Origin of the sequence: Tsukamurella pseudospumae (genome assembly GCF_001575205.1) — a bacterium.
In the GTDB taxonomy this organism is placed as follows: domain Bacteria; phylum Actinomycetota; class Actinomycetes; order Mycobacteriales; family Mycobacteriaceae; genus Tsukamurella; species Tsukamurella pseudospumae.
The window spans coordinates 86,654-109,572 of record NZ_LSRE01000018.1; the positions used below are offsets into that span (position 1 = coordinate 86,654).

27 protein-coding genes are annotated in these 22,919 nt (G+C 72.0%); 17 read left to right on the top strand and 10 right to left on the bottom strand.

Annotated elements, in window-relative coordinates; genetic code table 11:
* Positions 1-135 precede the first annotated feature (135 nt).
* From AXK61_RS14550 to AXK61_RS14565, 4 genes are all read right to left on the bottom strand, one after another.
* A complete protein-coding gene (locus tag AXK61_RS14550; protein ID WP_068573319.1) occupies positions 136-462 on the bottom strand; it encodes a hypothetical protein in 327 nt (108 codons plus the stop codon).
* A 65-nt stretch (positions 463-527) separates the two neighbouring features.
* On the bottom strand, positions 528-1,328 hold the full coding sequence (locus AXK61_RS14555) for an LLM class flavin-dependent oxidoreductase (protein WP_068573321.1): 801 nt from the start codon (positions 1,326-1,328) through the stop codon (positions 528-530).
* Position 1,329: 1 nt separating this feature from the next.
* Complete coding sequence (locus AXK61_RS14560) at positions 1,330-2,736, bottom strand: hypothetical protein (RefSeq protein WP_231855553.1); 1,407 nt, start codon at positions 2,734-2,736, stop codon at positions 1,330-1,332.
* 56 nt (positions 2,737-2,792) lie between these two features.
* A complete protein-coding gene (locus AXK61_RS14565) occupies positions 2,793-4,130 on the bottom strand; it encodes a hypothetical protein (protein ID WP_139058027.1) in 1,338 nt (445 codons plus the stop codon).
* A 259-nt stretch (positions 4,131-4,389) separates the two neighbouring features.
* On the opposite strand from AXK61_RS14565, the gene rplM reads away from it, so the two are divergent.
* The 7 genes from rplM (at position 4,390) to AXK61_RS25015 (ending at position 9,839) form a co-directional block, all read left to right on the top strand.
* Positions 4,390-4,836: a 50S ribosomal protein L13 gene (gene rplM, locus AXK61_RS14570; RefSeq protein WP_068573325.1), complete on the top strand. Its 447-nt coding sequence runs from the start codon at positions 4,390-4,392 to the stop codon at positions 4,834-4,836.
* The gene (gene rpsI / locus AXK61_RS14575; RefSeq protein ID WP_068573327.1) at positions 4,833-5,336 is read left to right on the top strand and encodes a 30S ribosomal protein S9; all 504 of its coding nucleotides are present in this window, start codon (positions 4,833-4,835) and stop codon (positions 5,334-5,336) included. The genes rplM and rpsI overlap by 4 nt, the downstream gene beginning before the upstream one ends.
* A gap of 92 nt (positions 5,337-5,428) precedes the next feature.
* Positions 5,429-6,820 (top strand): phosphoglucosamine mutase, encoded by a 1,392-nt coding sequence (gene glmM / locus AXK61_RS14580; RefSeq protein ID WP_068573329.1) that lies wholly within the window; start codon positions 5,429-5,431, stop codon positions 6,818-6,820.
* Positions 6,821-6,862: 42 nt separating this feature from the next.
* Positions 6,863-7,552 carry an HAD family hydrolase gene (locus AXK61_RS14585; protein WP_068745981.1) on the top strand — a complete coding sequence of 230 codons (690 nt, stop codon included), beginning with the start codon at positions 6,863-6,865 and terminating at the stop codon, positions 7,550-7,552.
* Positions 7,553-7,627: 75 nt separating this feature from the next.
* A complete protein-coding gene (locus AXK61_RS14590) occupies positions 7,628-7,936 on the top strand; it encodes a hypothetical protein (RefSeq protein ID WP_068745983.1) in 309 nt (102 codons plus the stop codon).
* On the top strand, positions 7,929-9,647 hold the full coding sequence (locus AXK61_RS14595; RefSeq protein WP_068745985.1) for a hypothetical protein: 1,719 nt from the start codon (positions 7,929-7,931) through the stop codon (positions 9,645-9,647). The genes AXK61_RS14590 and AXK61_RS14595 overlap by 8 nt, the downstream gene beginning before the upstream one ends.
* A gap of 9 nt (positions 9,648-9,656) precedes the next feature.
* Entirely contained in the window at positions 9,657-9,839 is a 183-nt protein-coding gene (locus AXK61_RS25015; RefSeq protein WP_068573337.1) for a hypothetical protein, read from the top strand.
* A 3-nt stretch (positions 9,840-9,842) separates the two neighbouring features.
* Here AXK61_RS25015 and AXK61_RS14605 read toward each other — a convergent pair whose 3' ends face one another.
* Positions 9,843-10,688 (bottom strand): dienelactone hydrolase family protein, encoded by an 846-nt coding sequence (locus tag AXK61_RS14605; protein ID WP_068745987.1) that lies wholly within the window; start codon positions 10,686-10,688, stop codon positions 9,843-9,845.
* 37 nt (positions 10,689-10,725) lie between these two features.
* Between AXK61_RS14605 and AXK61_RS14610 the strand changes: the two genes are divergently transcribed.
* From AXK61_RS14610 to tsaE, 4 genes are read left to right on the top strand one after another with little or no spacing between them, the layout of a single operon-like run.
* Entirely contained in the window at positions 10,726-12,132 is a 1,407-nt protein-coding gene (locus AXK61_RS14610; RefSeq protein WP_068573341.1) for an NAD(P)H-hydrate dehydratase, read from the top strand.
* Positions 12,133-12,144: 12 nt separating this feature from the next.
* Positions 12,145-13,284 (top strand): alanine racemase, encoded by a 1,140-nt coding sequence (gene alr, locus AXK61_RS14615; RefSeq protein ID WP_068573343.1) that lies wholly within the window; start codon positions 12,145-12,147, stop codon positions 13,282-13,284.
* Positions 13,281-14,360, top strand: coding sequence for an alpha/beta fold hydrolase (locus tag AXK61_RS14620; RefSeq protein WP_082778103.1), 1,080 nt, complete (start codon positions 13,281-13,283; stop codon positions 14,358-14,360). Before alr ends, AXK61_RS14620 begins: the two co-directional genes overlap by 4 nt.
* Positions 14,357-14,800: a tRNA (adenosine(37)-N6)-threonylcarbamoyltransferase complex ATPase subunit type 1 TsaE gene (gene tsaE / locus AXK61_RS14625; RefSeq protein ID WP_231855554.1), complete on the top strand. Its 444-nt coding sequence runs from the start codon at positions 14,357-14,359 to the stop codon at positions 14,798-14,800. Before AXK61_RS14620 ends, tsaE begins: the two co-directional genes overlap by 4 nt.
* Positions 14,801-14,865: 65 nt before the next feature.
* On the opposite strand, the gene AXK61_RS14630 is transcribed toward tsaE, so the two are convergent.
* The 4 genes from AXK61_RS14630 to AXK61_RS14645 form a co-directional block, all read right to left on the bottom strand.
* Positions 14,866-15,198, bottom strand: coding sequence for a type II toxin-antitoxin system VapC family toxin (locus tag AXK61_RS14630; RefSeq protein ID WP_068745989.1), 333 nt, complete (start codon positions 15,196-15,198; stop codon positions 14,866-14,868).
* A 106-nt stretch (positions 15,199-15,304) separates the two neighbouring features.
* Positions 15,305-15,934 carry a VOC family protein gene (locus AXK61_RS14635; protein ID WP_068746041.1) on the bottom strand — a complete coding sequence of 210 codons (630 nt, stop codon included), beginning with the start codon at positions 15,932-15,934 and terminating at the stop codon, positions 15,305-15,307.
* 65 nt (positions 15,935-15,999) lie between these two features.
* The gene (locus AXK61_RS14640) at positions 16,000-16,857 is read right to left on the bottom strand and encodes an alpha/beta fold hydrolase (protein WP_068573347.1); all 858 of its coding nucleotides are present in this window, start codon (positions 16,855-16,857) and stop codon (positions 16,000-16,002) included.
* A complete protein-coding gene (locus AXK61_RS14645) occupies positions 16,854-17,210 on the bottom strand; it encodes a DUF2834 domain-containing protein (RefSeq protein WP_068573349.1) in 357 nt (118 codons plus the stop codon). The genes AXK61_RS14640 and AXK61_RS14645 overlap by 4 nt, the downstream gene beginning before the upstream one ends.
* Before the next feature lie 77 nt (positions 17,211-17,287).
* On the opposite strand from AXK61_RS14645, the gene AXK61_RS14650 reads away from it, so the two are divergent.
* From AXK61_RS14650 to tsaD, 4 genes are read left to right on the top strand one after another with little or no spacing between them, the layout of a single operon-like run.
* The gene (locus AXK61_RS14650) at positions 17,288-17,974 is read left to right on the top strand and encodes a TetR/AcrR family transcriptional regulator (protein ID WP_068573351.1); all 687 of its coding nucleotides are present in this window, start codon (positions 17,288-17,290) and stop codon (positions 17,972-17,974) included.
* A 9-nt stretch (positions 17,975-17,983) separates the two neighbouring features.
* Complete coding sequence (gene tsaB, locus AXK61_RS14655) at positions 17,984-18,559, top strand: tRNA (adenosine(37)-N6)-threonylcarbamoyltransferase complex dimerization subunit type 1 TsaB (protein ID WP_068745991.1); 576 nt, start codon at positions 17,984-17,986, stop codon at positions 18,557-18,559.
* Positions 18,552-19,013 carry a ribosomal protein S18-alanine N-acetyltransferase gene (gene rimI, locus AXK61_RS14660; RefSeq protein ID WP_068573355.1) on the top strand — a complete coding sequence of 154 codons (462 nt, stop codon included), beginning with the start codon at positions 18,552-18,554 and terminating at the stop codon, positions 19,011-19,013. Before tsaB ends, rimI begins: the two co-directional genes overlap by 8 nt.
* Entirely contained in the window at positions 19,010-20,044 is a 1,035-nt protein-coding gene (gene tsaD, locus AXK61_RS14665) for a tRNA (adenosine(37)-N6)-threonylcarbamoyltransferase complex transferase subunit TsaD (RefSeq protein WP_068745993.1), read from the top strand. Before rimI ends, tsaD begins: the two co-directional genes overlap by 4 nt.
* On the opposite strand, the gene AXK61_RS14670 is transcribed toward tsaD, so the two are convergent.
* Positions 20,025-20,459, bottom strand: a complete 435-nt coding sequence (locus AXK61_RS14670; protein WP_068573358.1) for a MarR family winged helix-turn-helix transcriptional regulator — start codon at positions 20,457-20,459, stop codon at positions 20,025-20,027. The genes tsaD and AXK61_RS14670 overlap by 20 nt on opposite strands.
* A 150-nt stretch (positions 20,460-20,609) precedes the next feature.
* On the opposite strand from AXK61_RS14670, the gene AXK61_RS14675 reads away from it, so the two are divergent.
* Together AXK61_RS14675 and AXK61_RS14680 are read left to right on the top strand one after the other, a co-directional pair.
* Positions 20,610-22,058 carry an MFS transporter gene (locus AXK61_RS14675; protein ID WP_068745994.1) on the top strand — a complete coding sequence of 483 codons (1,449 nt, stop codon included), beginning with the start codon at positions 20,610-20,612 and terminating at the stop codon, positions 22,056-22,058.
* Between the two features lie 48 nt (positions 22,059-22,106).
* Positions 22,107-22,904: a MerR family transcriptional regulator gene (locus tag AXK61_RS14680; protein WP_068745996.1), complete on the top strand. Its 798-nt coding sequence runs from the start codon at positions 22,107-22,109 to the stop codon at positions 22,902-22,904.
* Positions 22,905-22,919: the final 15 nt, after the last annotated feature.

Sequence of the window (22,919 nt, forward strand, 5' to 3'; positions counted from 1 at the left end):
TGAACCGCGGCTGCTGCAACGGCGCCGGGACGAGCACCGACGAGGTGCGTGCGCTCACTCTGCGGTTCGCTGAGGTCGTGCCTTCGGAGCTGTTGCCCGCAGGGACGTGGGACGACGGCGAATCCGTGGCGTAGCTCAGCGGTCGAGCGCCCTGGTGATCGTCCCGGTCAACACCGGCCACGGCGGCTGCCGCAGCACGGCGAGGGTGGCCAGGGTCGCGGCGACGAAGCCGGTGGCCACGCCGATGAGGGCGATCCGATCCGCGTCGACGGCGGGCGACCAGACGGCCTTGCCGTCCCGGATCGCGTAGACGCCGAGCGCGGAGGTGCGCAACTCGCCGCTGCGTCGGCGGCGCACCCGCGACACCTCGATCACGGTCGTGCCGTCGGGGGTCACGTGCGGATCGGCGAACACCACCCCGGTCGGGGCGGTACCGGGGACGGATCTCAGTTCGGGGCGCATGCCTCCATCATGCGCCGCGCGGGCCGGGAACGCCTGGACGGTCGGGGACGGGCACCGTCGGCGGGTCACGTGCCGGCCAGGCGCGAGACCACCGGGCGCATCGCCTCCAGGGTGTGCCCGCCGAGCGCGATGAGGGAGAAGCCGTACTGCTCGCGACGGCGGATCAGCGTGTCGCAGATCTCGTCGACCGAGCCGTCGACCAGCGCGGGGGAGTCCACGGCGCGGAGCGCGTCGAGATCGCTGCCGATGAAGGCGCTGACGTAGTCGGGGGCGAAGCCGTTGACCGCGAAGATCGAGCAGGCCAGCTCCACTCGGTCCCGCAGCGGCGCGGTGAGTTCCGCGAGCCGCTCCGCCGAGGTGGAGGGGGCCGTCGCCACGGCCACCGTGTCGGCCCGATCCCGTGCCACGGCAAGAGCCTTGGGCCCGCCGGCGGCCATGAGCACCGGGGTGTGGCCGGCACCGTCGAGCGCGGTGAGGGCGTCGAGGGTCTCGACGACCCGGGCCAGGCGCTGCGCCCCCGTGCCGTAGGGCACGCCGAGCGCCTCAGCATCGGCGGCCACGTCGGGCCTACCCGTGCCGATGCCGAACCGGAACCGCCCGCCGCTGATGGTCGCCAGCGAATGCGCCTGCCACGCCGCGTGCTTCGGGTCGTGCAGCGGCGCGGCGACCACGTAGTTCGCCACCTCCAGGGTCGACGTGGCGCCCAGCGCCACCGCCGCGGAGGTGAAACCGTCCGGGAGCGGGTAGTTCTCGGGGAGCGCGAGGACGTCGAAGCCGTCGGACTCGATCGACCGCGCATAGGTCGCCCAGTCGCCCAGCTGCGGCACGGGCAGCGCCGTGACCGCGAATCGGAATGGTCGGGTCATGTCAGGAACCTCCTTGTTCGGGGCTGGAACCGCCGTCGCCGTCGGGCTGGACGAGGCGGAAGTGCGAGCGATCGCGCTCCATGTACCGGCGCTCGTAGACGCCCTCGATCCGCTTGCCGTCGACGGTGGCGGACAGGTGCAACCGGCCACCGTCGAGCCGCGCCGTGACGAGCAGCGGAGCGTCGTCCTTGTGCTTGCGCATCTCGAGGACGTCGCCCTTCTTCTCGAGTTGCCACGCGACCGTCTTCCCCGACGGTTCCTGGGTCACGACGCTGTCGTAGCCCTCGCCCAGGGACTTGAGCACGGCGTTGCTCTCGCTGCCGCGCAGGGTGATCGCCACGTTGGACCAGGGCGCCGGATCGCGTTGCGTGAGTGTGGCCGGCGCGCCGTCGATCGTGAACGAGGTCGTGCGCCAGATCCCGTCGAGGTCCGAGCGCGGGGTGTGGATCACGTAGACCGTCATCGCCCCGGTGGAGGCCAGCGAGACGACCATCAGTGCCGCCGCCGCGAACTTGAGCACGACGCCGGTGATCCGCGACCAGGCCCGGCCCGCACCCGCCACGGGCAGCGGAGTCACCGGAGTCGGCGCGGGGCGATTGAACACGACGCGCAGCAGGTTCGGCAGGTACGGCACCGTGAGGGCGACGGCCACGACGAGCAGCTCTCCCGACACGATCTTCACGGGGACGTCGTAGAACAGGTTGAGCAGGAACACCTGGCCCATCGCCACGATCGCGAGCAGCGCACCGAGCAGCGCCGTGCGCCGCCACAGCAGCAGGATGCCGGCGACGAGCTCGACCAGGCCCGTGGCCACCATGTACGGGACGGATGCACCCATGAAGCCCCACAGTGTGGTGAACAGGCTGGTGTCGCCGGTGAGCTGCAACTGCTGCGAGGGCAGCGCCATGAAACCCATCTGCGTGGGGATCACCTTGGCGAGGCCGTAGATGATCATCGACAGTGCGAGACAGAACCGGGCGAGGACCCCGAGCAGTCCCAGCAGCGAGCGGTAGTCCGCGCGGTTCCGGTCCAGCAGGGTCCATACCGCCACGATCACGATGCCGACGATGATCCAGCCGAGGTGCATGCACCACTGCCACATGTTGTCGCCGCCGCCGGTGAGGACGATGTCCACGCCCCGCCCGCGTGCGACATAACTGCCGATCTGGGCGAACAGCCACCAGATCCCGCTGAACTTCCAGATGATCGCCAGTCCGACGTTGCCGTAGAGCGACAGCAGCAGGATGCCGCCGCCGATCACGAACAGGAACCGGAACGCCAGCTTCTGCGCGCCCGACCACTGCGCGCCCGGATCGGAGGCGCCCGGATCGGAGGCGCCCGGATCGGACGGCTGCGGTGCGGCCGGGGCGGGCGACGATTGCGTTCCGTGGCTCTGCGGTGCGCTCATGACCGAATCGTATGGCTCACTCACGAGTCCCTCCTAGTGACAGATGTAACCGGATGTCAGGGGAAATCGAGGCTCGGCGCGTCCTCGTCGGGTATCGGGTGGGTGAACCGCAGGTCCTCCGAGGCGCGTTTCATCGGGCGGCGCTCGAACGCCGCGGTGATCTCCCGGCCGTCGACGCGGCCGGCGAGGGTGAGGTGGTCGCGGTCGGGCTGGGTGTACCGCAGCACCGTCTCCGGGCCGGACTCGCGCGGCTTGATCGTGAGGGAGGCGTCGTCGACCTCGAGGACCCAGGGGGTCGCGCGGGCGGCGGAGTCCTGCGTGACGAACGACGTGTAGCCGTCGCCGGTGGACTCCCACATCCCGCGGCCGCGGTAGGTGATCGCGACGTTGACCCACAGCGGGTCCGCGGACAGCGTCGCCTCCGCGCCGTCGACCCGGAACGAGGTGGCGTGCCACACGCCGTCGATGTCGCTGCGGGTCTCGGCGAGCGCGGCCTTGGAGCTCACGCCCGACACCACGCCGAAGGCGGTGATCGTGACGATCGCCAGCACGGCGAGGGCCTTGCCGCAGCGTCGCAGCCAGGTCCGCTCGGCGCCCGCGGCACGCCAGATCGCCGGCATCGGCCCGGCGGCGCGGCCGAATCCGACGCGGATCAGGTTGATCCACTGGGGTGCGAGGAGGGTGATCGCGATGAGCAGGAACTCGACGCAGAGGAACTTCACCGGCACGTTGTAGAAGGTGTCCATCAGCACCACCTGAACCATCGAGATGATCGAGCCGAGGGCTCCCAGAATCCAGGTGCGCCGCGAGAGCAGCAGGAGTCCCGAGATCAGTTCGACGAGGCCGGTCACGATCGAGTAGCCGTCGGACGCGCCCATGAATCCCCAGAGCATGTTCATCCGGCTGATGTCGCCCGCGGGCTGCAGCGCGTAGGTCGGCAGCTCCATGAACGCCATCTGGGTGGGGATCGCCTTGCCCAGGCCGTAGAAGATCATGCCGCTCGCCAGCGCGATCCGCCCCACCTGCCAGAGCAGGCCGCCGAGGCCGCGGTAGTCGCGCCGGCCGCGGTCGAGCAGCGTCCACACCGCCGTGATCACGACGGCCGTCACCGCCCAGCCGATGTGGTACTGCCAGATGCCCAGCGAGTCGCCCGCGCCGCGCAGCGCCAGGAGCTGCACCTCCGTGCCCGTGACGAGCGCGCCGAGTCGCGCGAACGGGTCCTGCACCGCGGGCATGATCATTCCCAGCTGCAGGCTGCCGAACACGGCGAGCAGGGTCAGCCCGCCGCCGAGGGTGAACAGCAGCCGGAAGCCGATCTTCTGGGCGGTGGTCCAGGCGGGCACGGGCGCGTTCTCGGGCGCCGACGGTGCCGCCTCCACTGTCTGGGAGGTCATGGTCGGAAATCTATGTCCCGACGGTGCTCGGCCACATCCGGGACGTCCCTGGGCCGCACCCTGATTCCGGTTCGGGGGTGCGGCGGACCGTCGGGCGTTTTGACCTGCGCCCTTGTACCCGCGTACTCTGGTCCGCTGGTGTGTGACGCCGCGCCGCAGTTCCTGGCTGTGCGGAGTCGAGTCCCGGGTCTCCGTTGGTCGCCGGGGGTGCTCTCGTCGCGCATGGACCGGCACCGAACCATCGAGCAGAGGATCTCCTGTGCCTACTTACACCCCGAAGGCGGGTGACGTGACCCGGCAGTGGTACGTCATCGACGCTTCTGACGTGGTGCTCGGCCGTCTCGCTGTCGCAGCTGCAACCCTGCTGCGCGGCAAGCACAAGCCGACCTTCGCCCCCAACGTGGACGGCGGCGACTACGTCATCATCATCAACGCCGAGAAGGTCGCCCTCTCGGGCGCCAAGCTCACCGACAAGCGGCACTACCGCCACTCGGGCTTCCCGGGCGGTCTCAGCTCGCGCACGATGGCTGAGGTGCTCGGCTCCAAGAACCCGGAGCGCGTGGTGCAGAAGGCCGTTCTGGGGATGATCCCCAAGAACAAGCTGGGCAACGCCATCGGCGGCAAGCTGAAGGTCTACGCCGGCCCGAACCACCCCCACACCGCGCAGCAGCCGGTTCCCTACGAGATCAAGCAGGTGGCCCAGTGAGCGAGACCATCGAGAACGTCGAGGGCGACGCCGAGGTCGTACTGAACGAGTACACCTCCGAGACCCCCGAGGCCGCTGCCGAGACCCGCGCCCCCCGTGGCCCCGTGGTCGTCGAGCGTCCCATCCAGACCGTCGGCCGCCGCAAGGAGGCCGTCGTCCGCGTGCGCCTGACCGCCGGCACCGGCAACTTCGTGCTGAACGGCCGCACCATCGAGGACTACTTCCCCAACAAGCTGCACCAGCAGCTGGTGAAGTCGCCGCTGGTCACCGTCGAGCGCCTCGAGTCCTTCGACATCGCCGCGAACCTCACCGGTGGCGGCCCGTCGGGCCAGGCGGGCGCACTGCGCCTCGCCATCGCCCGCGCGCTGATCGAGGTCTCGCCCGAGGATCGCCCCGCGCTCAAGCGCGCCGGCTTCCTCACGCGTGACCCGCGTGCCGTCGAGCGCAAGAAGTACGGCCTGAAGAAGGCCCGCAAGGCTTCGCAGTACAGCAAGCGCTGATTGCAGGCTTTCACCAGGGCAGGCACCCGCATCCGTGCGGGCGCCTGCCCTGGTCTCGTTTCCACCCTTCTTCTCTACTTGTGAGGTGACCCATGGGGCGTCTGTTCGGGACCGACGGTGTGCGCGGCCTGGCCAACAAGGACCTGACCGCCGACCTGGCGCTGCGGCTGTCCGCGGCCGCGGCGGCGGTGCTGGGCGCGCCGTACGAGAGGTGGGGCACGGCTGAAGGTGAGCCGAACGGCCGTCGCGACCCGGCGAATGGCGGAAGGGGCGCAGCGCGGCCCTTCGCCGTGGTCGGCTGGGACCCGAGGGCATCGTCGGAGATGCTGTCCGCGGCGGTCTCCGCGGGCCTGACCAGCGCCGGCGTCGACGTCCTGCTCGTGGGCGTCCTGCCCACGCCCGCGGTCGCGCACCTGGTGGCCGAGTACGACGCCGCGCTCGGCGTGATGATCTCCGCCTCGCACAACCCCATGCCCGACAACGGCATCAAGTTCTTCGCGCGCGGCGGGCACAAGCTCGAGGACGCGCAGGAGGACGCCATCGAGGCGGCCCTCGACGATCCCGCGCCGCCCCGCCCCACGGGCGCCGCGATCGGCCGCGTCAAGCGCGCCTTCGACGCCGTCGACCGGTACGTCGCGCACCTCGAGTCGGCGGTGCACGTCTCGCTCGCCGGACTGAAGGTGGTCGTCGACGCGGCCAACGGCGCAGCCTCGACGGTGGCGGCCAAGGCCTACCGCGACGCGGGCGCCGAGGTGATCGCCATCCACGACGCTCCCGACGGGCTCAACATCAATCGGGACTGCGGCTCGACGCACCTGGAGGGCCTGCGTGCGGCGGTCCTCGCGCACGAGGCCGACCTGGGCCTCGGCCACGACGGCGACGCGGACCGCTGCCTCGCCATCGACGCCGCCGGCCGGACCATCGACGGCGACGCCATCATGGCGATCCTCGCCATCGCGATGGACGAGGCCGGCGAGCTCACCGACCACACGCTGGTCGCGACCGTGATGAGCAACCTCGGCCTGCACCTGGCGATGAAGGCCGCGGGCATCACCCTGCGGACGGCCGCCGTGGGCGACCGCTACGTGCTCGAGGAGCTGCGTACGGGCGGCTACGCCCTGGGTGGGGAGCAGTCGGGGCACGTCGTGCTTCCGGCGCTCGGCACCACGGGCGACGGTGTCCTCACCGGACTCAAGATCATGGAGCGGATGGCGCAGACCGGTGCGTCGCTGGCCGAGCTGGCGTCGGTGCTCACCGTCCTGCCGCAGGTACTGGTGAACGTGAAGGTGATCGACAAGGCCGCGGCGATGTCCTCGTCGGACCTGGTCGCGGCGCTCGCCGCGGAGGAGGCCGCGCTGGGCGAGGCCGGCCGTATCCTGCTGCGCCCGTCGGGCACGGAGCCGCTGGTCAGGGTCATGGTCGAGGCGCCGACCGAGGAGGTCGCGCGGGGCACCGCCGAGCGTCTCGCCGGTCTCATCTCCTGACGGGGCCTATCGAAACGTTTTCATAACCGGTACCGTGTGGGTATGACCGGTTATGAGGGTGTGCTGTTCGACTTCTCGGGAACCCTGTTCCGGCTGGAGCCGGACCCGCAGTGGTTCGCGGGCCTCGCCGCCGCCGACGGGCGCCCGCTCGACGACGCCGCCCAGCGCGAGCTCCTGCACCGGATGACGGTCCCCGTCGGGCTCCCGGTGCCGATGGAGGGCGAGGCGCTGCGCACCTGGCACGCCCGCGACCTCTCGACCGCGGACCATCGGGGCGCCTACCTGCACGTGCTCGAGCACTCCGGCGTCGCCGACGAGGCCGATCGCGAGCGCCTCTACGGCGAGTTCTCGAACCCGCTGAACTGGACGATCTACCCCGACACCGCCGATGTCCTGCGCGCGGTCCGGGACGCCGGCCTCCGGGTGGGCGTGCTGTCCAACATCGGCTACGACATCCGCCCGGCCTTCGAGCGGGAGGGGATCGACGGCCTCGTCGACGAGTTCGTCCTCTCCTTCGAGGCGGGGCACGCCAAGCCCGACCTCGAGGTCTTCCGCATCGCCGCCGAGGCGCTGGCGCTGGTGCCGGAGCGGGTCCTCATGGTCGGCGACAGCCACGAGGCCGACGGTGCCTCCCGCGCGATCGGGTGCGGCTTCGCGCAGGTGGATCCTCTGCCCGTGGATCGGCGTCCCTCCGGACTGCTCGACGCCGTGCGGCAGGCCGGCGTGATCTGAGGGGTCGCGCGGAACCGATCCGCCTGCTGGTGCGTCCAATGTATGACGGGGTTGTGCGGGCGATGGGGGATCGCGATGGGCACGAAGATCGATGCGGCGGCGATCCGCACCGCGGGCGGCAGGTACCAGGCGGTGGGTGAGACGCTCGGGACGATCGCCGGCAGGATCCGCGGGTTCACAGCGGAGGCCGGGGATTTCGGGCGGAACTACCACTCCGACGGCGCGGCCTACGCGGCGGCGCTGGGGACGGTCGCCACGGTGGCCGCCGCCTGGCAGGCGGGCGCCACGGCCTGCGGGACGGGCCTCACGAACTCCGCGAGCGCCCACGTCCGCACGGACGACGGTGCCGCCACCGCGGTCACGGGGGCCGGCGCCGGTGGCTGAGCAGACCGTCGACCAGATGCTCGACGCGGGTGCGGAGCCCCTCCAGTACTTCAAGCTGATGCTCGAGATCGCGCGGCGCATCTCCACCCGGCGCTGGCCGCACTGGATCCGCGACGTGTGCAGGACCTACGACCGCGAGCGCGGTATCGACCTCGCTGCCCTGCGCGGGGACGCTGTGATGCTCCGGGCGCAGGCCACGGCCGCCGCGCAGGCGATCACCGACCAGAGCGCCGCCAAGGACTCCGTGAACGCGGCCTGGCCCGACAACGCGGGCCGAGCCGCGGTCACCACCCTCGCCGCGCAGAACACCCGCAGCACGAGCGCGGCCGCGCTGATCGAGGCCACCGCGAAGGCCGCGGAGGCGATCCCGGGCGCCGTGGTCGCCGCGGTCGCGACCAAGATCAAAGCGCTCACCGAGTTCTCGGTATCGTCCGTCGACACGGCCGCGCTCACCCGGGGAGTGCTGGGCCGCGAGATCGTGCCCGGCGGAACGAACGACCTGGACCGCGCCGTCGTCGCCGCCTTCGAGCAGCAGCTGCAGGCGGACCTGACCAGGTTCTACGCGATCAACGACACGGCGGGCACGTCCATCCGGGCGGCGTACGCCGCGGTCCCGGCGGCGGCGAAAGGGGCCGACTCCTCGGCCTTCCCCGCGCCGGTCTTCACCGCGATCTCCGCGACGTCCACCCCGACGCCGGGCTCGCCCACCACTCCGGCCCCGGTGACCGGCACCGGCACCGGCACCGGAGGCGGTGGCGGAGGGGGAGGGGGAGGGGGAGGCGCCCCGTCGAGCTCGAGCCCGACCACCGCATCCCCGACGTCCACATCGCCCTCCTCGGCGGCTCCGTCGTCGGCCGGCCCGACCACGAGCTCGCCCACGACCGCGACGCCGACCGCCTCGAAGGCGACCCCGTCGTCCGGCAGCCCCTCGAACCCGACGACGAGCGGCGCGGGAACGCCGTCCGCCACCACGCCGTCGAGTGCGACGCCGAGCGGCGGCACGCCGTCGGCCGGCGACACGGGCATGCCCTCCTGGCTGTCGAAGCTCCTGCCCACGCTGACCGAGAAGCTGGGCCTCGACAAGGCCGACGGTGCCTCGAACGACAAGACCGGCGGCAAGGGGCAGGACGAGGACAAGGCCGGCAAGGGCACCGATGAGAAGGGCGGCGCGAAGGCGATCGGCACGGATGCGCTGGGCCGCACCGTGACCGCCACCCTGAGTCCGGACGGCAAGACCGTCGAGATCACTGCCAGGCGCCCGGACGGCACCGAGCAGAGGATCACGCTGAAGGTCGGAGAGGACGGCACGCTGACGCCGCTCGGGGATGGGACCGCGGCCAGGGCCGGCGCCGGCGAGTCGACTGCCGACAAGCCGGGTACGGCCGAGAAGCCCTCCGCGACACCGACACCGAACCCCGCGGCGACTCCCGCCGGAACGCCGTCCGCTCCGCCCACCGGCGCGACGGACGGCGGCGCACCGTCCAACCCGAATGCTGCGCCGAGCGCCGGAACCGGCACCGGGGAGGGCGCCGGCACGGGAGCGACCGCGTCGCCGACACCGAGTCCCGCTCCTGCCCCGGTGAATCCGAAGATCACCGCACAGCCGGATCCCGCGCGGCCGGACCCCGCACAGTCGGGCGCCGCCGAAGAGCCCTGCCCACCGGCCGAACAGCAGGGCAGCGGAGCCGAATTCGCCGTCACCGTCCCCTAGGAGGCCGTCGTGAGCACACCCGCGTGGAACGCCGAGGACCATGCCCGCGCGCAGCGGATCGCGGCGCGCGAGACCGTGTTGTCGGACCTGATGCGGGCCGTGGGCGTCGCGCCGGAACCGGCGGTGATCACCGAACCGATCGCGGTGGTCGCCCGGACGGACCGGCCCGCGTCCTGGCTCAGCGGCGGCTGATCCTCAGACCAGGCTGCGCAGCTGCTGCATGGCACTGGGCTTGGTGGGCTCCGCGTCGGGGTCCCACACGAACGAGGTGTCGCCGAGGTCCGCGCCGGGCTCGGCGAACGCCTTGAACTCCTTGACCTCGGCGAGGCCGCCGAGCAGGAACCCCGTGAGCAGGGCGCGCACGATCCGTTGGGTCGCCTTGTCGGACCCGCCCGCGCCCAGCGCTCCGCGCAGCGAGATGCCCTCGGCGAGGCCGCCGGCCTGCGCATCGGGGACGATGCGCAGCTCCGTCGGGCCCGCGTAGCGCAGGGACAGCACGCCGGCGTTGGAGGTCATCGAATGCTCGTCGCCGGCGGAGGCCAGGATCAGCGCGCTCGCGCTCGTGCCGACCGCGGCCTTCTCCGCCTGCGGCGAGGTGGGGGCCGGGAACAGGGCTGCCACCGACTCGACGCGGTTGTCCGCGGCGGCGGCGATGAGCGCGGCACCGGTGCCCCAGCCGTGGCCCACGACGCCCCGCTTGGTGCGGTTCACCGTGATGTCGCCGGTGCCCAGGCGCACCTCGGTGATCACGTCGAGCGCGGTGCCCAGGTCCAGCGCGAGCCGTCCGTCGGCGCCGAGCACGCCGCGCTCGGTGTCGGGGGCCGCGACCACGATGCCCCAGGAGGCCAGGTGCTCGAGCGTCTTGCGGTACCGCTTCGCCGGCGTCACCCAGTCGTGCGCGAACGCCACCGCCGGGAGGTTCGAGCCGCTCTCGGGCGTGTAGATCACGCCGGGGAGGCCCGCCACGCCGAGGTCGCCCTTGAGCACGCGGTGGGGGCCGCGGCGCTGCAACTGCTTCACCAGCTTGTTCGGATCCGTCACGGCCCTCACGTTAGTCGATCTGCCGTACCGTGGCGGCGTGCGGCACTATCACCTTCCCGACGCGGTCCGGGCCGCGGAGGCGCCCCTGCTCGCCTCGCTGCCCGACGGTGCGCTGATGCGGCGCGCCGCGTACGGCCTGGCGCGGGTCTGCGCGGCCGAGCTCGCGGCCCGCACCGGCGGTGTCGCGGGCCGGCGGGTGACCCTGCTCGTCGGCTCCGGCGACAACGGCGGTGACGCCCTGTTCGCGGGCGCCTACCTGCGGCGACGCAGCGTCGCCGTCGAGGCCGTCCTGCTCGCGCCGGACCGTGCGCACCCCGCCGGGCTGGCCGCTTTCCGACGTGCCGGTGGCCGCGTCGCGACGGCGCCGGACCGTCCGGACCTGGTGGTCGACGGCATCGTCGGGATCAGCGGCCGCGGGTCGCTCCGGCCGGACGCCGCGCGGATCGTGGACGCGATCGAGGCCCCGATCGTCGCGGCGGACACGCCGTCCGGCGTGGACGTGCGCACCGGGATCGTCCACGGCCCGGCCGTCACGGCGGCCGTCACCGTCGCCTTCGGTGCGCTCAAGCCCGTGCACGCGCTGGCGCCGGCGCGGTGCGGTCGGGTCGAGTCGATCGACATCGGCCTGAGCCTCGGCCCGGGTGACCTGCGGTCCCTCGACGATGCCGATGTCGCCGCGCTCTGGCCGGTGCCGGGCGCCGCCGACGACAAGTACAGCCTCGGCGTGCTCGGCGTCGTCGCCGGCGGCGCGACGTACCCGGGCGCCGCGGTGCTCGCGACGGGATCGGCGATCCGCGCCACGTCCGGCATGGTCCGGTACGCGGGCACTGCGCGGGATGCGGTGCTCGCCGCCTGGCCCGAGGCGGTCGCGAGCGACGACCTCGCCACCGCCGGGCGGGTGCAGGCCTGGGCGGTCGGTCCGGGGATGGGCGTCGACGGTGCCGCGGCGGACCGTCTGGCCCGGGGCCTGGACCTGGACCTCCCGACGGTGCTCGACGCCGACGCCCTGACCCTGCTCGCGGAGCATCCGGGGCTGCTCGCGGGCCGGACCGCGCCGACGGTGCTCACCCCGCACGCGGGGGAGTTCGCGCGGCTCGCCGGCCCGGTCGGCAACGACCGGGTCGCGGCGGCGCGCGAGGCGGCCCGGGAGTTCGATGCGACGGTGCTGCTCAAGGGGCACGTCACCGTGGTCGCGGGCCCCGACGGCCGGGTCGTCGTCGATACCGCGGGGTCGTCCTGGGCCGCGACGCCCGGCTCCGGTGACGTGCTCACGGGGATCATCGGCAAGCTCCTCGCGTCCGGCCTCGGGCCGCTCGATGCGGCCGCCTGCGCAGCGCGGGTGCACGGCCTCGCCGCCGCCCGCGCCGCCGACGGGGCCCCCACCCACGCGTCCGCCATCAGCGCCGCCGTGCCGGACGTGCTGTGCGAACTTCTGCGCCGCTAGGCTGACGACGCCATGAACACACAGATCCCGGCGTCCGGGCTGGACGGACTCACCGCACAGATCGACCTGGGCGCGCTCGCGCACAACACGCGGACCGTCGCCGCGTACGCGCCGGGAGCGGCGCTCATGGCCGTGCTCAAGGCCGACGCCTACGGTCACGGCGCGCTGCCCGTGGCGCGGGCGGCACTCGCGGGCGGGGCCGCGGAGCTGGGCGTGACCACCATCGACGAGGCCGTGGCACTGCGCGAGGGCGGCGTCACGGTGCCGCTGCTCAGCTGGCTCAGCACCAGCGGCTACGAGCGCGCGATCGACGCCGACGTGCGGCTGGGGGTGAGCTCGCCGCGGCAGCTGGCGAAGGTGGTCGAGGCCGCGCGCGCGGTGGGCCGCCCGGCGATGGTGCACGTCAAGGTCGATACGGGCCTGAACCGCAACGGCGTCGCCCCGGCCGAGTGGGCTGCCACCCGGGACGCCCTCGTCGACGCGGAGCGCGCGGGGCGCGTCCGGCTGCAGGGCGTGTTCACGCACCTCGCGCACGGCGACGAACCCGAGCATCCCTTCCTGGACGTGCAGCGCGACGCGCTGGCGGCCATCGTCGCCGATGCCCGCGCCCACGGCCTGACGCCCGACCTGGTGCACGCCGCGAACTCCGCGGCCGCCCTCACCCGTCCCGACCTCCACTTCGACCTGGTCCGCCCCGGCATCGCGCTGTACGGCGGGATCCCGGTGCCCGGCAGGGACTTCGGTCTGCGGCCGGTCATGACCTTCGCCGCGCCGGTGATCCTGATCAAGCGGATCCGCGCCGGGGAAGGGGTCAGCTACGGCCACAGCTGGATCGCGCCGCACGACACGGTGGTCGGCCTGATCCCGGCGGGCTACGCCGACGGCGTGTGGCGACCGCTGAGCGGCCGCATCGAGGTCGCGATCGGCGGCCGCCGCTTCCCGCAGGTGGGCCGGGTCTGCATGGACCAGTGCGTGATCGACCTCGGTCCCGACGGTGGCGGGGTCGCCGAGGGCGATACGGCGGTGCTGTTCGGTGACGCGCCGGGCGCCGACCGCGCCGCCGATTGGGCGGAGAAGCTGGGCACCATCGACTACGAGGTCCTCACCGGCGTGCGTGGGCGCGCCGTCCGGACGTACACGGGGGAGCTGTGAACGACGACGGCCGCGGGCGAGTACACATCCCCGAGCGCATCCACCTGCCCGGTCCCGCGCTGCTCGCGGGCCTGAGCACGGGCGTCGCGGTGGCCGCCCTCACCGGGATCGCCGCCGCTGCACGGGCACTCGGCGTGCGCGGTGGCGGCGAGGATCCGATCGCGCCCGACGATCTCGTGTTCCGGTCGGATCGGGAGTCGATCGTCATGAGCTCCGACGGTGTGCCGTTGCACGTTCGGGAGGTCGGCCCGCGGACCGCGTCGATGACGGTGGTGTTCGTGCACGGCTTCACGCTCCGCACCGGGTCGTGGGTGTTGGTGCGCAACGAACTCCAGTCCCGCTGGGGTGACGACGTCCGCATGGTCTTCCCCGACTGCCGCGGCCACGGCGACTCCGGGTCCTGCACGCCCGAGCAGAGCACCGTCGGGCTGTTGGGCGACGACATCGCCACCGTCATCAGGACTCTCGTCCCCGAGGGCCCGGTCGTGCTCGCCGGACACTCCATGGGTGGCATGGCGATCTGCGCGCTGGCCACCGGGCATCCCGAGTTGATCGGGTCGAGGGTGGTGGGCGCGTCCCTGCTGGGCACCGCGTCGCACGCGCTCACCGACGTGGGACTGGCCGCGGCGCTGCGCAATCCCGTGCTGGATGTGGTCCGCGCCGCGATCCGTTTCCTGCCCACCGTGGTCGGCCGGGGGCGCGAGGCGATCAAGCCCATCGCGACCCCCTTCGTCACGGCGGGGGCCTACGCCCCGGGCGACCGGAGCGCGACGATGACGGACTTCTCGTCGACGATGAGCCTGTCCGCGCCGCTCGGTACGTACGCGGGATTCATGCCGGCGCTGGAGGAGTACGACGAGCGCGGCGCCGTGCCCGTGCTGCGCCGGATCGAGACCTCCGTGGTGTGCGGCGACCACGACTGGATGACGCCGTTGCGCAAATCGAAGGCGCTCGCCGAGGAACTGGACTGCGAGCTCGTCGTGCTCGCCGACACCGGGCACATGCTGATCCTCGAATCCGCTCCGCGGGTCGCGCGCGCGATCGCGGAACTGGTTGCGCGGGTGAGTGGATCGTGAGTTCCTTCGAGCGGGTGCTGCCCGAGGTCGAGGACACCGAGGCGCTCGGCCGGGAACTGGCGGGGGAGCTCGCCGCCGGTGACCTCGTCATCCTCGACGGTCCGCTCGGGGTCGGCAAGACGGCGCTGACCCGCGGGATCGCCGCCGGCCTGGGCGTCGTCGGTCGCGTCTCCTCGCCCACGTTCATCATCGCCCGCGAGCACCGTCCCGGGGAGACCGGCGGCCCCGGCCTGGTCCACGTGGACGCCTATCGCCTCGGCGGGCTCGACGAACTGGACGCGCTCGACCTCGACACCGACCTCGAGGACTGCGTCGTCGTGGTGGAGTGGGGCGAGGGCGTGGCGGAGCGCCTCGCGGACCGGCACCTCATGGTCCGGCTGCGCCGGGCAGAGGGCACCGACGTCCGCACCGTGACCTGGGAATGGGTCGACGGGGCCTAGCTCTCGTCGGGCAGCGCCGACGCGATGCCCGTGCGGCCGAAGTCGTCCCCCTTCCAGAGCAGGGGTTAGCCGGAGTCGACGGCGAGCGCGTGGGCGAAGCAGTCGCCGAAGTTGAGTTTTGCGGGGTGACCGCTGCCACGCCCGAAGTCGCGGTAGGCCTGGCGGGCGAGGGTCGCGTGGAGCCGGGTAACCGGTTCGATCTCGATGTCGGACTCGGCGAGAACCTCGTCAAGGCGTCGTGCGACGACCGGATCGAGAATCGAGTCCGCGACTATTCCTGCTTCGAGGTGGTTGCCTGCGGACATTCGAGCCGGATGTAGTGCGACGGCCAGCGCATAGCGATGGGCGTCCGGCTCGTTCGCCAACATCGCGAGGACCGCGGAGGTGTCGACGATCATGTCGGCAGCCCCGTCTCCTCGTCGTAGAGTTCCGCGTCGAAATTCAGCATCCTGTCGCGTTCGACGGGTGTCATCCGGCTCGCTGCGTCGCGACCGGCGACGGGGTCTAACGCCCCGCCACGGTGCAGATGCAGGCGTGGTTGCCCTGGGTGTCGGCGAGCACCCAGAACGACGGTGCGCGTTCGTCGGACACCAGCCGGCCACCCGCCGCGAGCGCGGCGTCGATGCGGTCGCGGGCCTCGCGGGGGTCGACCCACACGTCGAGGTGGAAGCGCTGGCGCGGTACGTCGTGCGGCTCGGTGCGTTGGAACCACAGCACCGCGTCCGCGCCGTGGGCGCGGACCTCGAGATCGCCGTCGTCGTCCTGGATCTCGGCGCCCAGGAGCGCCGACCAGAACGGTGCGATCTCGGCGGCGTCCGCGGTGTCGAGGCAGAGCTCGACCACCGACAGCTCCCCGGGGCTCGCGCTGATCGAGCGATCGCGGGCGATCTCCGAGAATCGTGCGGCGAGCCGATGATCGCGATCGGTGACGCCGCCCGCGTCGTGGCTGTACAGCAGCACGTCGACGGTGCCGTACCGCAAGGTGAGGTCGGGGTGGTGATTGGCGGCCTCCGCCTCGGCGGCGAAGGCCGTGACCAACTCGAGGCCGGCGGCGAAGTCGCGGGTGCGGAACCGGGCGTGCAGGCCGCGGACGAGCGGCGCCCAGTCGGGAAGGGGATCGGTGTTCTCGCTCATGCCCTTCATAGTGCGCCGGACGTCCGACAGGTTCACGGAATCCGTCGAGCTCGACCGGCTCGGACTCAGCCGATGTCGGCGATGTCGACGATCGCGTCCACGACGGCCTGCGGGGCGTCGAGGGCGACGAAGGTGCGGGCACCGTCGACCTCGACGAAGCGGACGCCGCCCGGCCGGTCGTCGCCGAACGCGGCCGCGAGCCGCCGCCCCAGCGCGGGGGTGAAGGACCGGTCCGCCGTTCCCCACACGAGGGTGACGGGGCCGGGGAAGTCGCGCATCGTCGGTGTAATCCGGGCCAGCTCGGCCGGATCGATGGCTCGCAGCAGCGCCACGAGGTCCGCGCGGATCTTCGCCGCGACCTGTGCCGGACGGACCCATGACGCCGTGAGCTCCGGATCGGGTTCGGTGAGCAGCAGCCCGAATCCGAGCGGCGAGTGCCGGAGGGCGACAGCCCGCATCGTCGCCATCAGCGGCTGCAGCAGCGGGCGGCGGCGGAGCAGTGCGAAGAGGGCCGAGAAGGGTTGCGGCGGAAACACGTCGAAGGCGTCGCAGTCCGTGAGCACCACCCGGCTGACGAGCTCGGGACGTTCGTGCAGCAGGTACTGGCAGATCGCGCCGCCCGTGTCGTTGCCGACCAGCGTGCAGCCCTCGATGCCCCGGTCCTCGATGAAGTCGGCGACCATCCGGGCGACCCCGCGCGGACCGTCGGTGACGGCGTCCGGGCAGGCGATCCGGTGCGAGCCCAGTGGCCAGGTCGCCGACCAGCAGCGGTGCCCCGCTGCGCCGAGGGAGCCCGCCACCCGGTCCCACAACTGCATGTCGACGAGCACGCCGTGCACGAACAGGACGGGCGGTCGATCGGTGGTCTCGGGGCCGTACACCTGGAAGTCGACGGTGCCGGACGGGAGCGAGGCGAGGCTCATGCCGCCACCCCCGACGGTGCCGCAGAGGCGCGCCCGGCGAGTCCCTGACCGGCGCGGGTCTCCCGCAGGTAGAGGTACAGCGGCAGCGACAGGGACAACCCGACGAGGCACGTCGCCGGGACCACGAGCCACCAGCGGCGGACGCCGACCCGCTGTGCGTCGGTCGACGACCACACGAGGAACACGACGATCGAGAGCAGGACGTCGGCGGTGAAGCCGGCCGCAGCGCCGCCCCGGAACAGGCTCGTCACGAACAAGGGGAGGTCGAGGCCCTCGGCGGCGAAGAATCCGCCGAAGAAGACCCACGGCACCACGGTGCCGACGACCATCATGACCAGGTAGAACCACCGCATGGCACACCCTTCGGAAAGTCCGGCTAAGGTCTGAGCGTAGTTGCGAACACTCGGTGTGAAAGTTACGTGCACTCTGTATGGAAGTCAATGGTGGGGAACCGGCCGGTCGCCGGACGCAGGCCGAACGGACGGCCGCGACCCGGGCCGCGCTGATCACCGCCGCGCGCGACCTGTTCGCCGAGCACGGTTACGCGGGCGTGGGTACGCAGGCGATCGTCGACGGTGCCGGCGTGACCCGCGGCGCGCTGTACCACCAGTTCGGCGACAAGCGCGGACTGTTCGAGGCCGTCTTCGACGCGGTGGAGGAGGAGACGATCGGCGGGGCGGCGCGGGCGGTCCTCGAGGCGGGCGACCTGGATCCCGTCGAGACGATGCTGCTCGCGGTCGACACCTACATGGCGGCGATCGCGGCGCCCGGCATCACGCGGATCACGATGATCGACGCGCCCGCCGTGCTGGGGTGGGACGGCTGGCGCGCCCGCGGCGAGAAGTACGGGCTCGCGGTGATCGAGGCGCTCGTCGCGGACGCGATCGGGAAGGGGCACATGGCGCCGCAACCCACGCGTCCTCTCGCCCACGTGATCCTCGGCATGCTCGACGAATCCGCGCTGTACATCACCCGCGCCGACGAGCCGGACTCCGCGCTGGCCGAGATCCGCGCCGTGATCGCGCAGTTCGTCCGGTCGATGATGCTGCCCGCGGGGCGCGGCGGTACGCCCGATCCTGCGCCCGCTGATTCGAGTCCGACGCCATCGAGGCGGTAACCTGCAGGTATGCACGTGCTCGCCCTGGACACCGCCACGCCGGCGCTCACGGTGGGCATCGTCGACACCGATTCCGGCGTCGTCCTCGCCCGCCGCGATCGCGTGCACGCCCGCGGCCACGCCGAGGTCCTCGTGCCGTACCTGCTCGAATGTCTGGCGGAGGCGGGGCTCCGCCGGGAGGACCTGGGCGCGGTCGTCGTGGGCTGCGGTCCCGGCCCGTTCACCGGCCTGCGCGTGGGCATGGCCACCGGCGCCGCGTTCGGCGATGCCCTCGGCATCCCGGTGCACGGTGTCTGCAGCCTCGACGCGATCGCGCACGGCGAGGAGGGCGACGTGGTCGTCGTGACCGACGCTCGCCGCAAAGAGGTCTACTGGGCCCGGTACTCCGACGGTGCCCGCGTCGAGGGTCCCGGGGTCGTCAAGCCCGCCGAGCTGAACACCGACGGGGCCCGCATCGTCGAGGGATCGCCCGACCCGGCGAGCCTCGTCGCCGTCGCGGAGGCCCTGTTCGGTACCGATCCGCAGGCCCTCGTGCCGCTGTACCTGCGTCGCCCCGACGCCGTCGAAACGGCAGCGCGTGCCTGACATCGCGATCGGGTCCCTGCGTCCCGACGAGGCCGAGCGGTGCGCCGAACTGGAGACGATCCTGTTCGACGGCGACAGCCCGTGGCCCGCTTCGGCGTTCGTGCCCGAGCGGCACACCCGGTTGTTCGCCGCGCGGGACGACGGGCGTCTGGTCGGCTACGCCGGGATCGGGCTGCTGGGCAACAGTTTCTTCCCGGAGTCCGAGGTCCTCACCATCGGCGTCGACCCGGCGTACCAGGGGCGCGGGGTGGGCTACGCGCTGCTGTGCACCCTGCTCGACGAGGCCGACCGGCACGGCGGCGCGGTCTTCCTGGAGGTTCGCACCGACAACGATCCGGCCCGGACCCTGTACGAGCGCAACGGATTCGTCACCGTCGGGGTGCGGAAGAACTACTACCGTCCCTCCGGGGCGGATGCGTACACGATGAAGCGGGAAGCGCAGGAACAGCGATGATCGTCATGGGCATCGAGAGCTCGTGCGACGAGACGGGCGTCGGCATCGTCGACTGGGATCCGGAGTCGAAGACGGCGCGACTGCTCGCCGACGAGGTCGCATCCTCGCAGGACGAGCACGCCCGGTACGGGGGAGTGGTGCCCGAGGTCGCTTCCCGCGCCCACCTCGAGGCGGTCGTCCCGACGATGCGCCGTGCCCTGGCCGCCGCGAACATCGACCGTCCGGACGCCCTCGCCGTCACGATCGGCCCCGGCCTCGCCGGCGCGCTGCTCGTGGGCGTCGCCGCCGCGAAAGCCTATGCGGCGGCGTGGGACATCCCCTTCTACGGCCTCAACCACCTCGGCGGGCACGTGGCCGTCGACACCCTCGAACACGGCCCGATGCCGCCGTGCGTGGCGCTGCTCGTGTCGGGCGGCCACACCCACCTCCTGCACGTTACCGACCTGGGTGCCCCGATCGCCGAGCTGGGGACCACCGTCGACGATGCCGCGGGGGAGGCCTTCGACAAGGTCGCGCGGCTGTTGGGGCTCGGCTACCCGGGCGGGCCCGTCATCGACGAGCTCGCACGCCAGGGTGATCCGAAGGCCATCCGTTTCCCGCGCGCCATGACCCGGCAGCAGGACGCGCGGTACGACTTCTCGTTCAGCGGGCTCAAGACGGCCGTCGCGCGGCACGTCGAGGCGGAGAACGCCGCCGGCCGCGCGCTGAACGTGTCGGACATCGCCGCCTCCTTCCAAGAAGCGGTCGCGGACGTGTTGACCTTCAAGGCGATCCGCGCGGTGCAGGACACGGGCGTGGATACGATGGTGCTGGGCGGCGGCGCCACCGCGAACTCCCGCATCCGGTCGCTGGCTCAGGAGCGGTGCGACGCAGCGGGAATCGAGCTGCGCGTCCCGAAGCCGCGATTGTGCACCGATAACGGCGTGATGATCGCGACCCTCGGCGCACACGTCATCGACGCGGACCCGACGCCCACCGACCTCGGCGCCGCGACCGATCCGGGGCTGTCGGTCACCCGGACGAAGCTGTAGCGCGCGCCGCCAGCGCCGCGTTCAGGGCGGTCAGCCCGCCGATGAGGGCCTCGCGGTCGGCCTCGTCGAGGTCGCCGAGGATCTCGCCGATTCCGCGCAGCTTGATCTCCCGGTCGCGCAGGTACGCGGCCTGCCCCGCCGCCGTCGGGCGGATGCGTTTCGGACCGGAGACGGCGCCGTCGGCCTCGAGCAGCCCGTGCTCGATGGCCTTGTTGACCTGGCGGTTCACGGTCGACTGCTCGAGCTCGAGCTCGGTGGCGATCTCCTTGAGGGTGCGCGGGCCGGTGTAGTCGAGGAGGAGCAGCACGTGGTAGGCGGAGCGGTCCAGGTGCAGTTCCATCGACCGCGGTCGCGCGCGCATGTGCTGGCCGAGCGCGTTGATCTCGCGCTCGAGCCTGCGGGCCGCGTCGTCCATGGGTCCTCCCTCGGGTCTGCACCGGTGCGCTGATTCTGTCAGCACGGCGGAATGTCCGTGTTGCACCGCATGCTCACGGGGCATACAGTTGCAGTGTTCAACGATATGTATGTTACACACATTCGTTCAGTCTTCAGAGAGGCGGTCCTCGTGACCAGCACCGTTACTGCGCCGGGCGATTCCGGTGCGCTCGCACCCGGCGCCTCGCGCCGGAATCATCCCTTGGTGACCGTCGTCATCCTGTGCTTCGGCGGCATGGTCGCCGCGCTCATGCAGTCGCTGGTGATCCCGATCCAGCCCGAGCTGCCGCAGCTGCTCAACACCTCGTCGGCCAATGCCTCGTGGGTCATCACGGCCACGCTGCTCGCGGCCGCCGTCGCCATGCCGATCGGCGGACGCCTCGCCGACATGATCGGCAAGCGCCGTGTGCTGGTGCTCAGTGCCGTACTGCTCGTCGCCGGCTCGCTCGCCGCGGCGCTGTCCACCGGGCTCGTGCTCATGCTCGTCGGCCGCGTGCTGCAGGGCCTGGCGATGGCCTTCATCCCCGTCGGCATCTCGATGATGCGTGAGGTCACGCCGCCGTCGATGACCGCGACCGCGGTCGCCGCGATGAGCGCGACCCTCGGCGTCGGCGGCGCCATCGGCCTCCCGCTGTCCGCGTGGATCGCGCAGACCTACGACTGGCACATGCTGTTCTGGGTCTCGACGGTGCTCGCCGGGCTCATCCTCGCCGCCGTCCTGTTCGTCCTGCCCGACGGTGCCCCCGGTGTCGGTGGGCGCATCGACGTCATCGGCTCGATCGGTCTGGCCGTCGGCCTCGTCGCCACCCTCGTGGCCGTCACCAAGGGCAACGACTGGGGCTGGACCTCGGGCTCGACCCTCGGGCTGCTGATCGGCGGCCTCGCCGTGCTCGTCGCGTGGGGATTCTTCGAACTGCGCCACGCGGATCCGCTCGTCGACCTGCGTACGTCCGCGCGGCCGCGCGTGCTGATCACCAACATCGCGACCGTGACCATCGGCTTCGGCATGATGGCGATGATGCTGTGCGTGCCGCAGATCATGGAGTTCCCCACGGCCACCGGCTTCGGGCTCGGCAAGAGCATGCTCGAGGCGGGCCTCTGGATGATGCCCGGTGGCATCATGATGATGATCTTCGCGCCCGTGTCGAGCATCCTCATCAAGAAGGTCGGTCCCGCGGTCACCCTTGCGATCGGCGCCTTCGTCGTGGCCGCCGGCTACGTGCTCGCCTTCTTCTTGATGGACGCGGCCTGGAAGCTCTCGCTCGCGTCGATCGTCGGCACCGTCGGCGTCGCGATCGCCTACGCCGCCATGCCGACGATCATCATGACCTCGGTCCCGCAGAGCGAGACGGGCGCCGCGATCGGCCTGAACGCGTTGATGCGCTCGCTGGGCACCACGATCTGCTCCGCGGTCGCCGCCGCGATCATCTCGTCGAAGTCGGTGACGATGGCCGGGCACGTCATCCCCACGCAGGGCGCGTTCGAGACGATCTTCGTGGTCGCCGCGGTCGCTGCGCTGCTGGCCGGTGTCATCGCCCTGATGATCCCGAAGCCGAAGGTCGCCGAGGCCTCGGAGTAGCCGCCGACCCTTGCATCTGACGCGACGTCAGGTCCTACCGTCGGAGGTATGGACGACCATGCGGAATCCCACGGCGGCGGATGGAAGATCGGCGATCTCGCGGAGCGGACCGGCGTCACGGTCCGCACTCTGCGGTACTACGACCAGACCGGACTGCTGACCCCGGACGGACAGACGGGTGGCGGACATCGGGTGTACGGCGTCGAGAACATCGAGCGCCTCTACCGGATCCTCGCGCTTCGGCGCCTGGGCTTCCGGCTCGCCGAGATCGGCTCACTCCTCGACGCCCCCACCTGGGACCTCGGGGCCATGCTGACCCGGCACCTCGCGGACACCGATAGGACCGTCGCAGCCGCCACCCGGCTCGCGGCGGAGCTGCGGGCGATCACGGGGCAACTGGGACGCGGCGAGGTCCACCCGCAGGCACTGCTGGAGATCATGGAGGAGATGACCCTGATGGAACCGATCGCCCGGAACACCACGACGCTGCTGGTCTACGAGGACCTGGCCGCGGCGCACACATACCTCGCCGAGACCTTCGGGCTGACCCCGGGGCCGCTGGTCCGGCTGCCGGACGGCGTTGCGGTTCACGGCGAGCTCCTGGCCGGTGATCACGCGATCTGGCTGCACCCGACGGGGGAGGGGTACCGCTCACCCCGGCAACTCGGTGGCGTGAGCAGCATGACGGTGATCTCGGTGGACGACGCCGACGCGCACCACGCGCGTACGGTCGCGCGCGGCGCCGACATCGTCGAGGAACCCACGACGCAGCCCTACGGTGTGCGCGAGTACGGCGTGCGCGACCCCGAAGGGCACCTCTGGTACTTCCACGGTCCCGTCGCCTGATTGCCCGGGGCCGCT

Bases quoted from the DNA above. Each gene is read 5' to 3' on its own strand.
- AXK61_RS14555 (WP_068573321.1), bottom strand. From the start codon at position 1,328: ATGACCCGACCATTCCGATTCGCGGTCACGGCGCTGCCCGTGCCGCAG.
- AXK61_RS14550 (WP_068573319.1), bottom strand. From the start codon at position 462: ATGCGCCCCGAACTGAGATCCGTCCCCGGTACCGCCCCGACCGGGGTG.
- tsaB (WP_068745991.1), top strand. From the start codon at position 17,984: ATGCACGTGCTCGCCCTGGACACCGCCACGCCGGCGCTCACGGTGGGC.
- AXK61_RS14645 (WP_068573349.1), bottom strand. From the start codon at position 17,210: ATGCGGTGGTTCTACCTGGTCATGATGGTCGTCGGCACCGTGGTGCCG.
- AXK61_RS14590 (WP_068745983.1), top strand. From the start codon at position 7,628: ATGGGCACGAAGATCGATGCGGCGGCGATCCGCACCGCGGGCGGCAGG.
- AXK61_RS14670 (WP_068573358.1), bottom strand. From the start codon at position 20,459: ATGGACGACGCGGCCCGCAGGCTCGAGCGCGAGATCAACGCGCTCGGC.
- AXK61_RS14680 (WP_068745996.1), top strand. From the start codon at position 22,107: ATGGACGACCATGCGGAATCCCACGGCGGCGGATGGAAGATCGGCGAT.
- AXK61_RS14560 (WP_231855553.1), bottom strand. From the start codon at position 2,736: ATGAGCGCACCGCAGAGCCACGGAACGCAATCGTCGCCCGCCCCGGCC.
- AXK61_RS14640 (WP_068573347.1), bottom strand. From the start codon at position 16,857: ATGAGCCTCGCCTCGCTCCCGTCCGGCACCGTCGACTTCCAGGTGTAC.
- AXK61_RS14585 (WP_068745981.1), top strand. From the start codon at position 6,863: ATGACCGGTTATGAGGGTGTGCTGTTCGACTTCTCGGGAACCCTGTTC.
- AXK61_RS14650 (WP_068573351.1), top strand. From the start codon at position 17,288: ATGGAAGTCAATGGTGGGGAACCGGCCGGTCGCCGGACGCAGGCCGAA.
- AXK61_RS14635 (WP_068746041.1), bottom strand. From the start codon at position 15,934: ATGAGCGAGAACACCGATCCCCTTCCCGACTGGGCGCCGCTCGTCCGC.
- tsaD (WP_068745993.1), top strand. From the start codon at position 19,010: ATGATCGTCATGGGCATCGAGAGCTCGTGCGACGAGACGGGCGTCGGC.
- glmM (WP_068573329.1), top strand. From the start codon at position 5,429: ATGGGGCGTCTGTTCGGGACCGACGGTGTGCGCGGCCTGGCCAACAAG.
- AXK61_RS14630 (WP_068745989.1), bottom strand. From the start codon at position 15,198: ATGATCGTCGACACCTCCGCGGTCCTCGCGATGTTGGCGAACGAGCCG.
- AXK61_RS14565 (WP_139058027.1), bottom strand. From the start codon at position 4,130: ATGACCTCCCAGACAGTGGAGGCGGCACCGTCGGCGCCCGAGAACGCG.
- alr (WP_068573343.1), top strand. From the start codon at position 12,145: ATGAACACACAGATCCCGGCGTCCGGGCTGGACGGACTCACCGCACAG.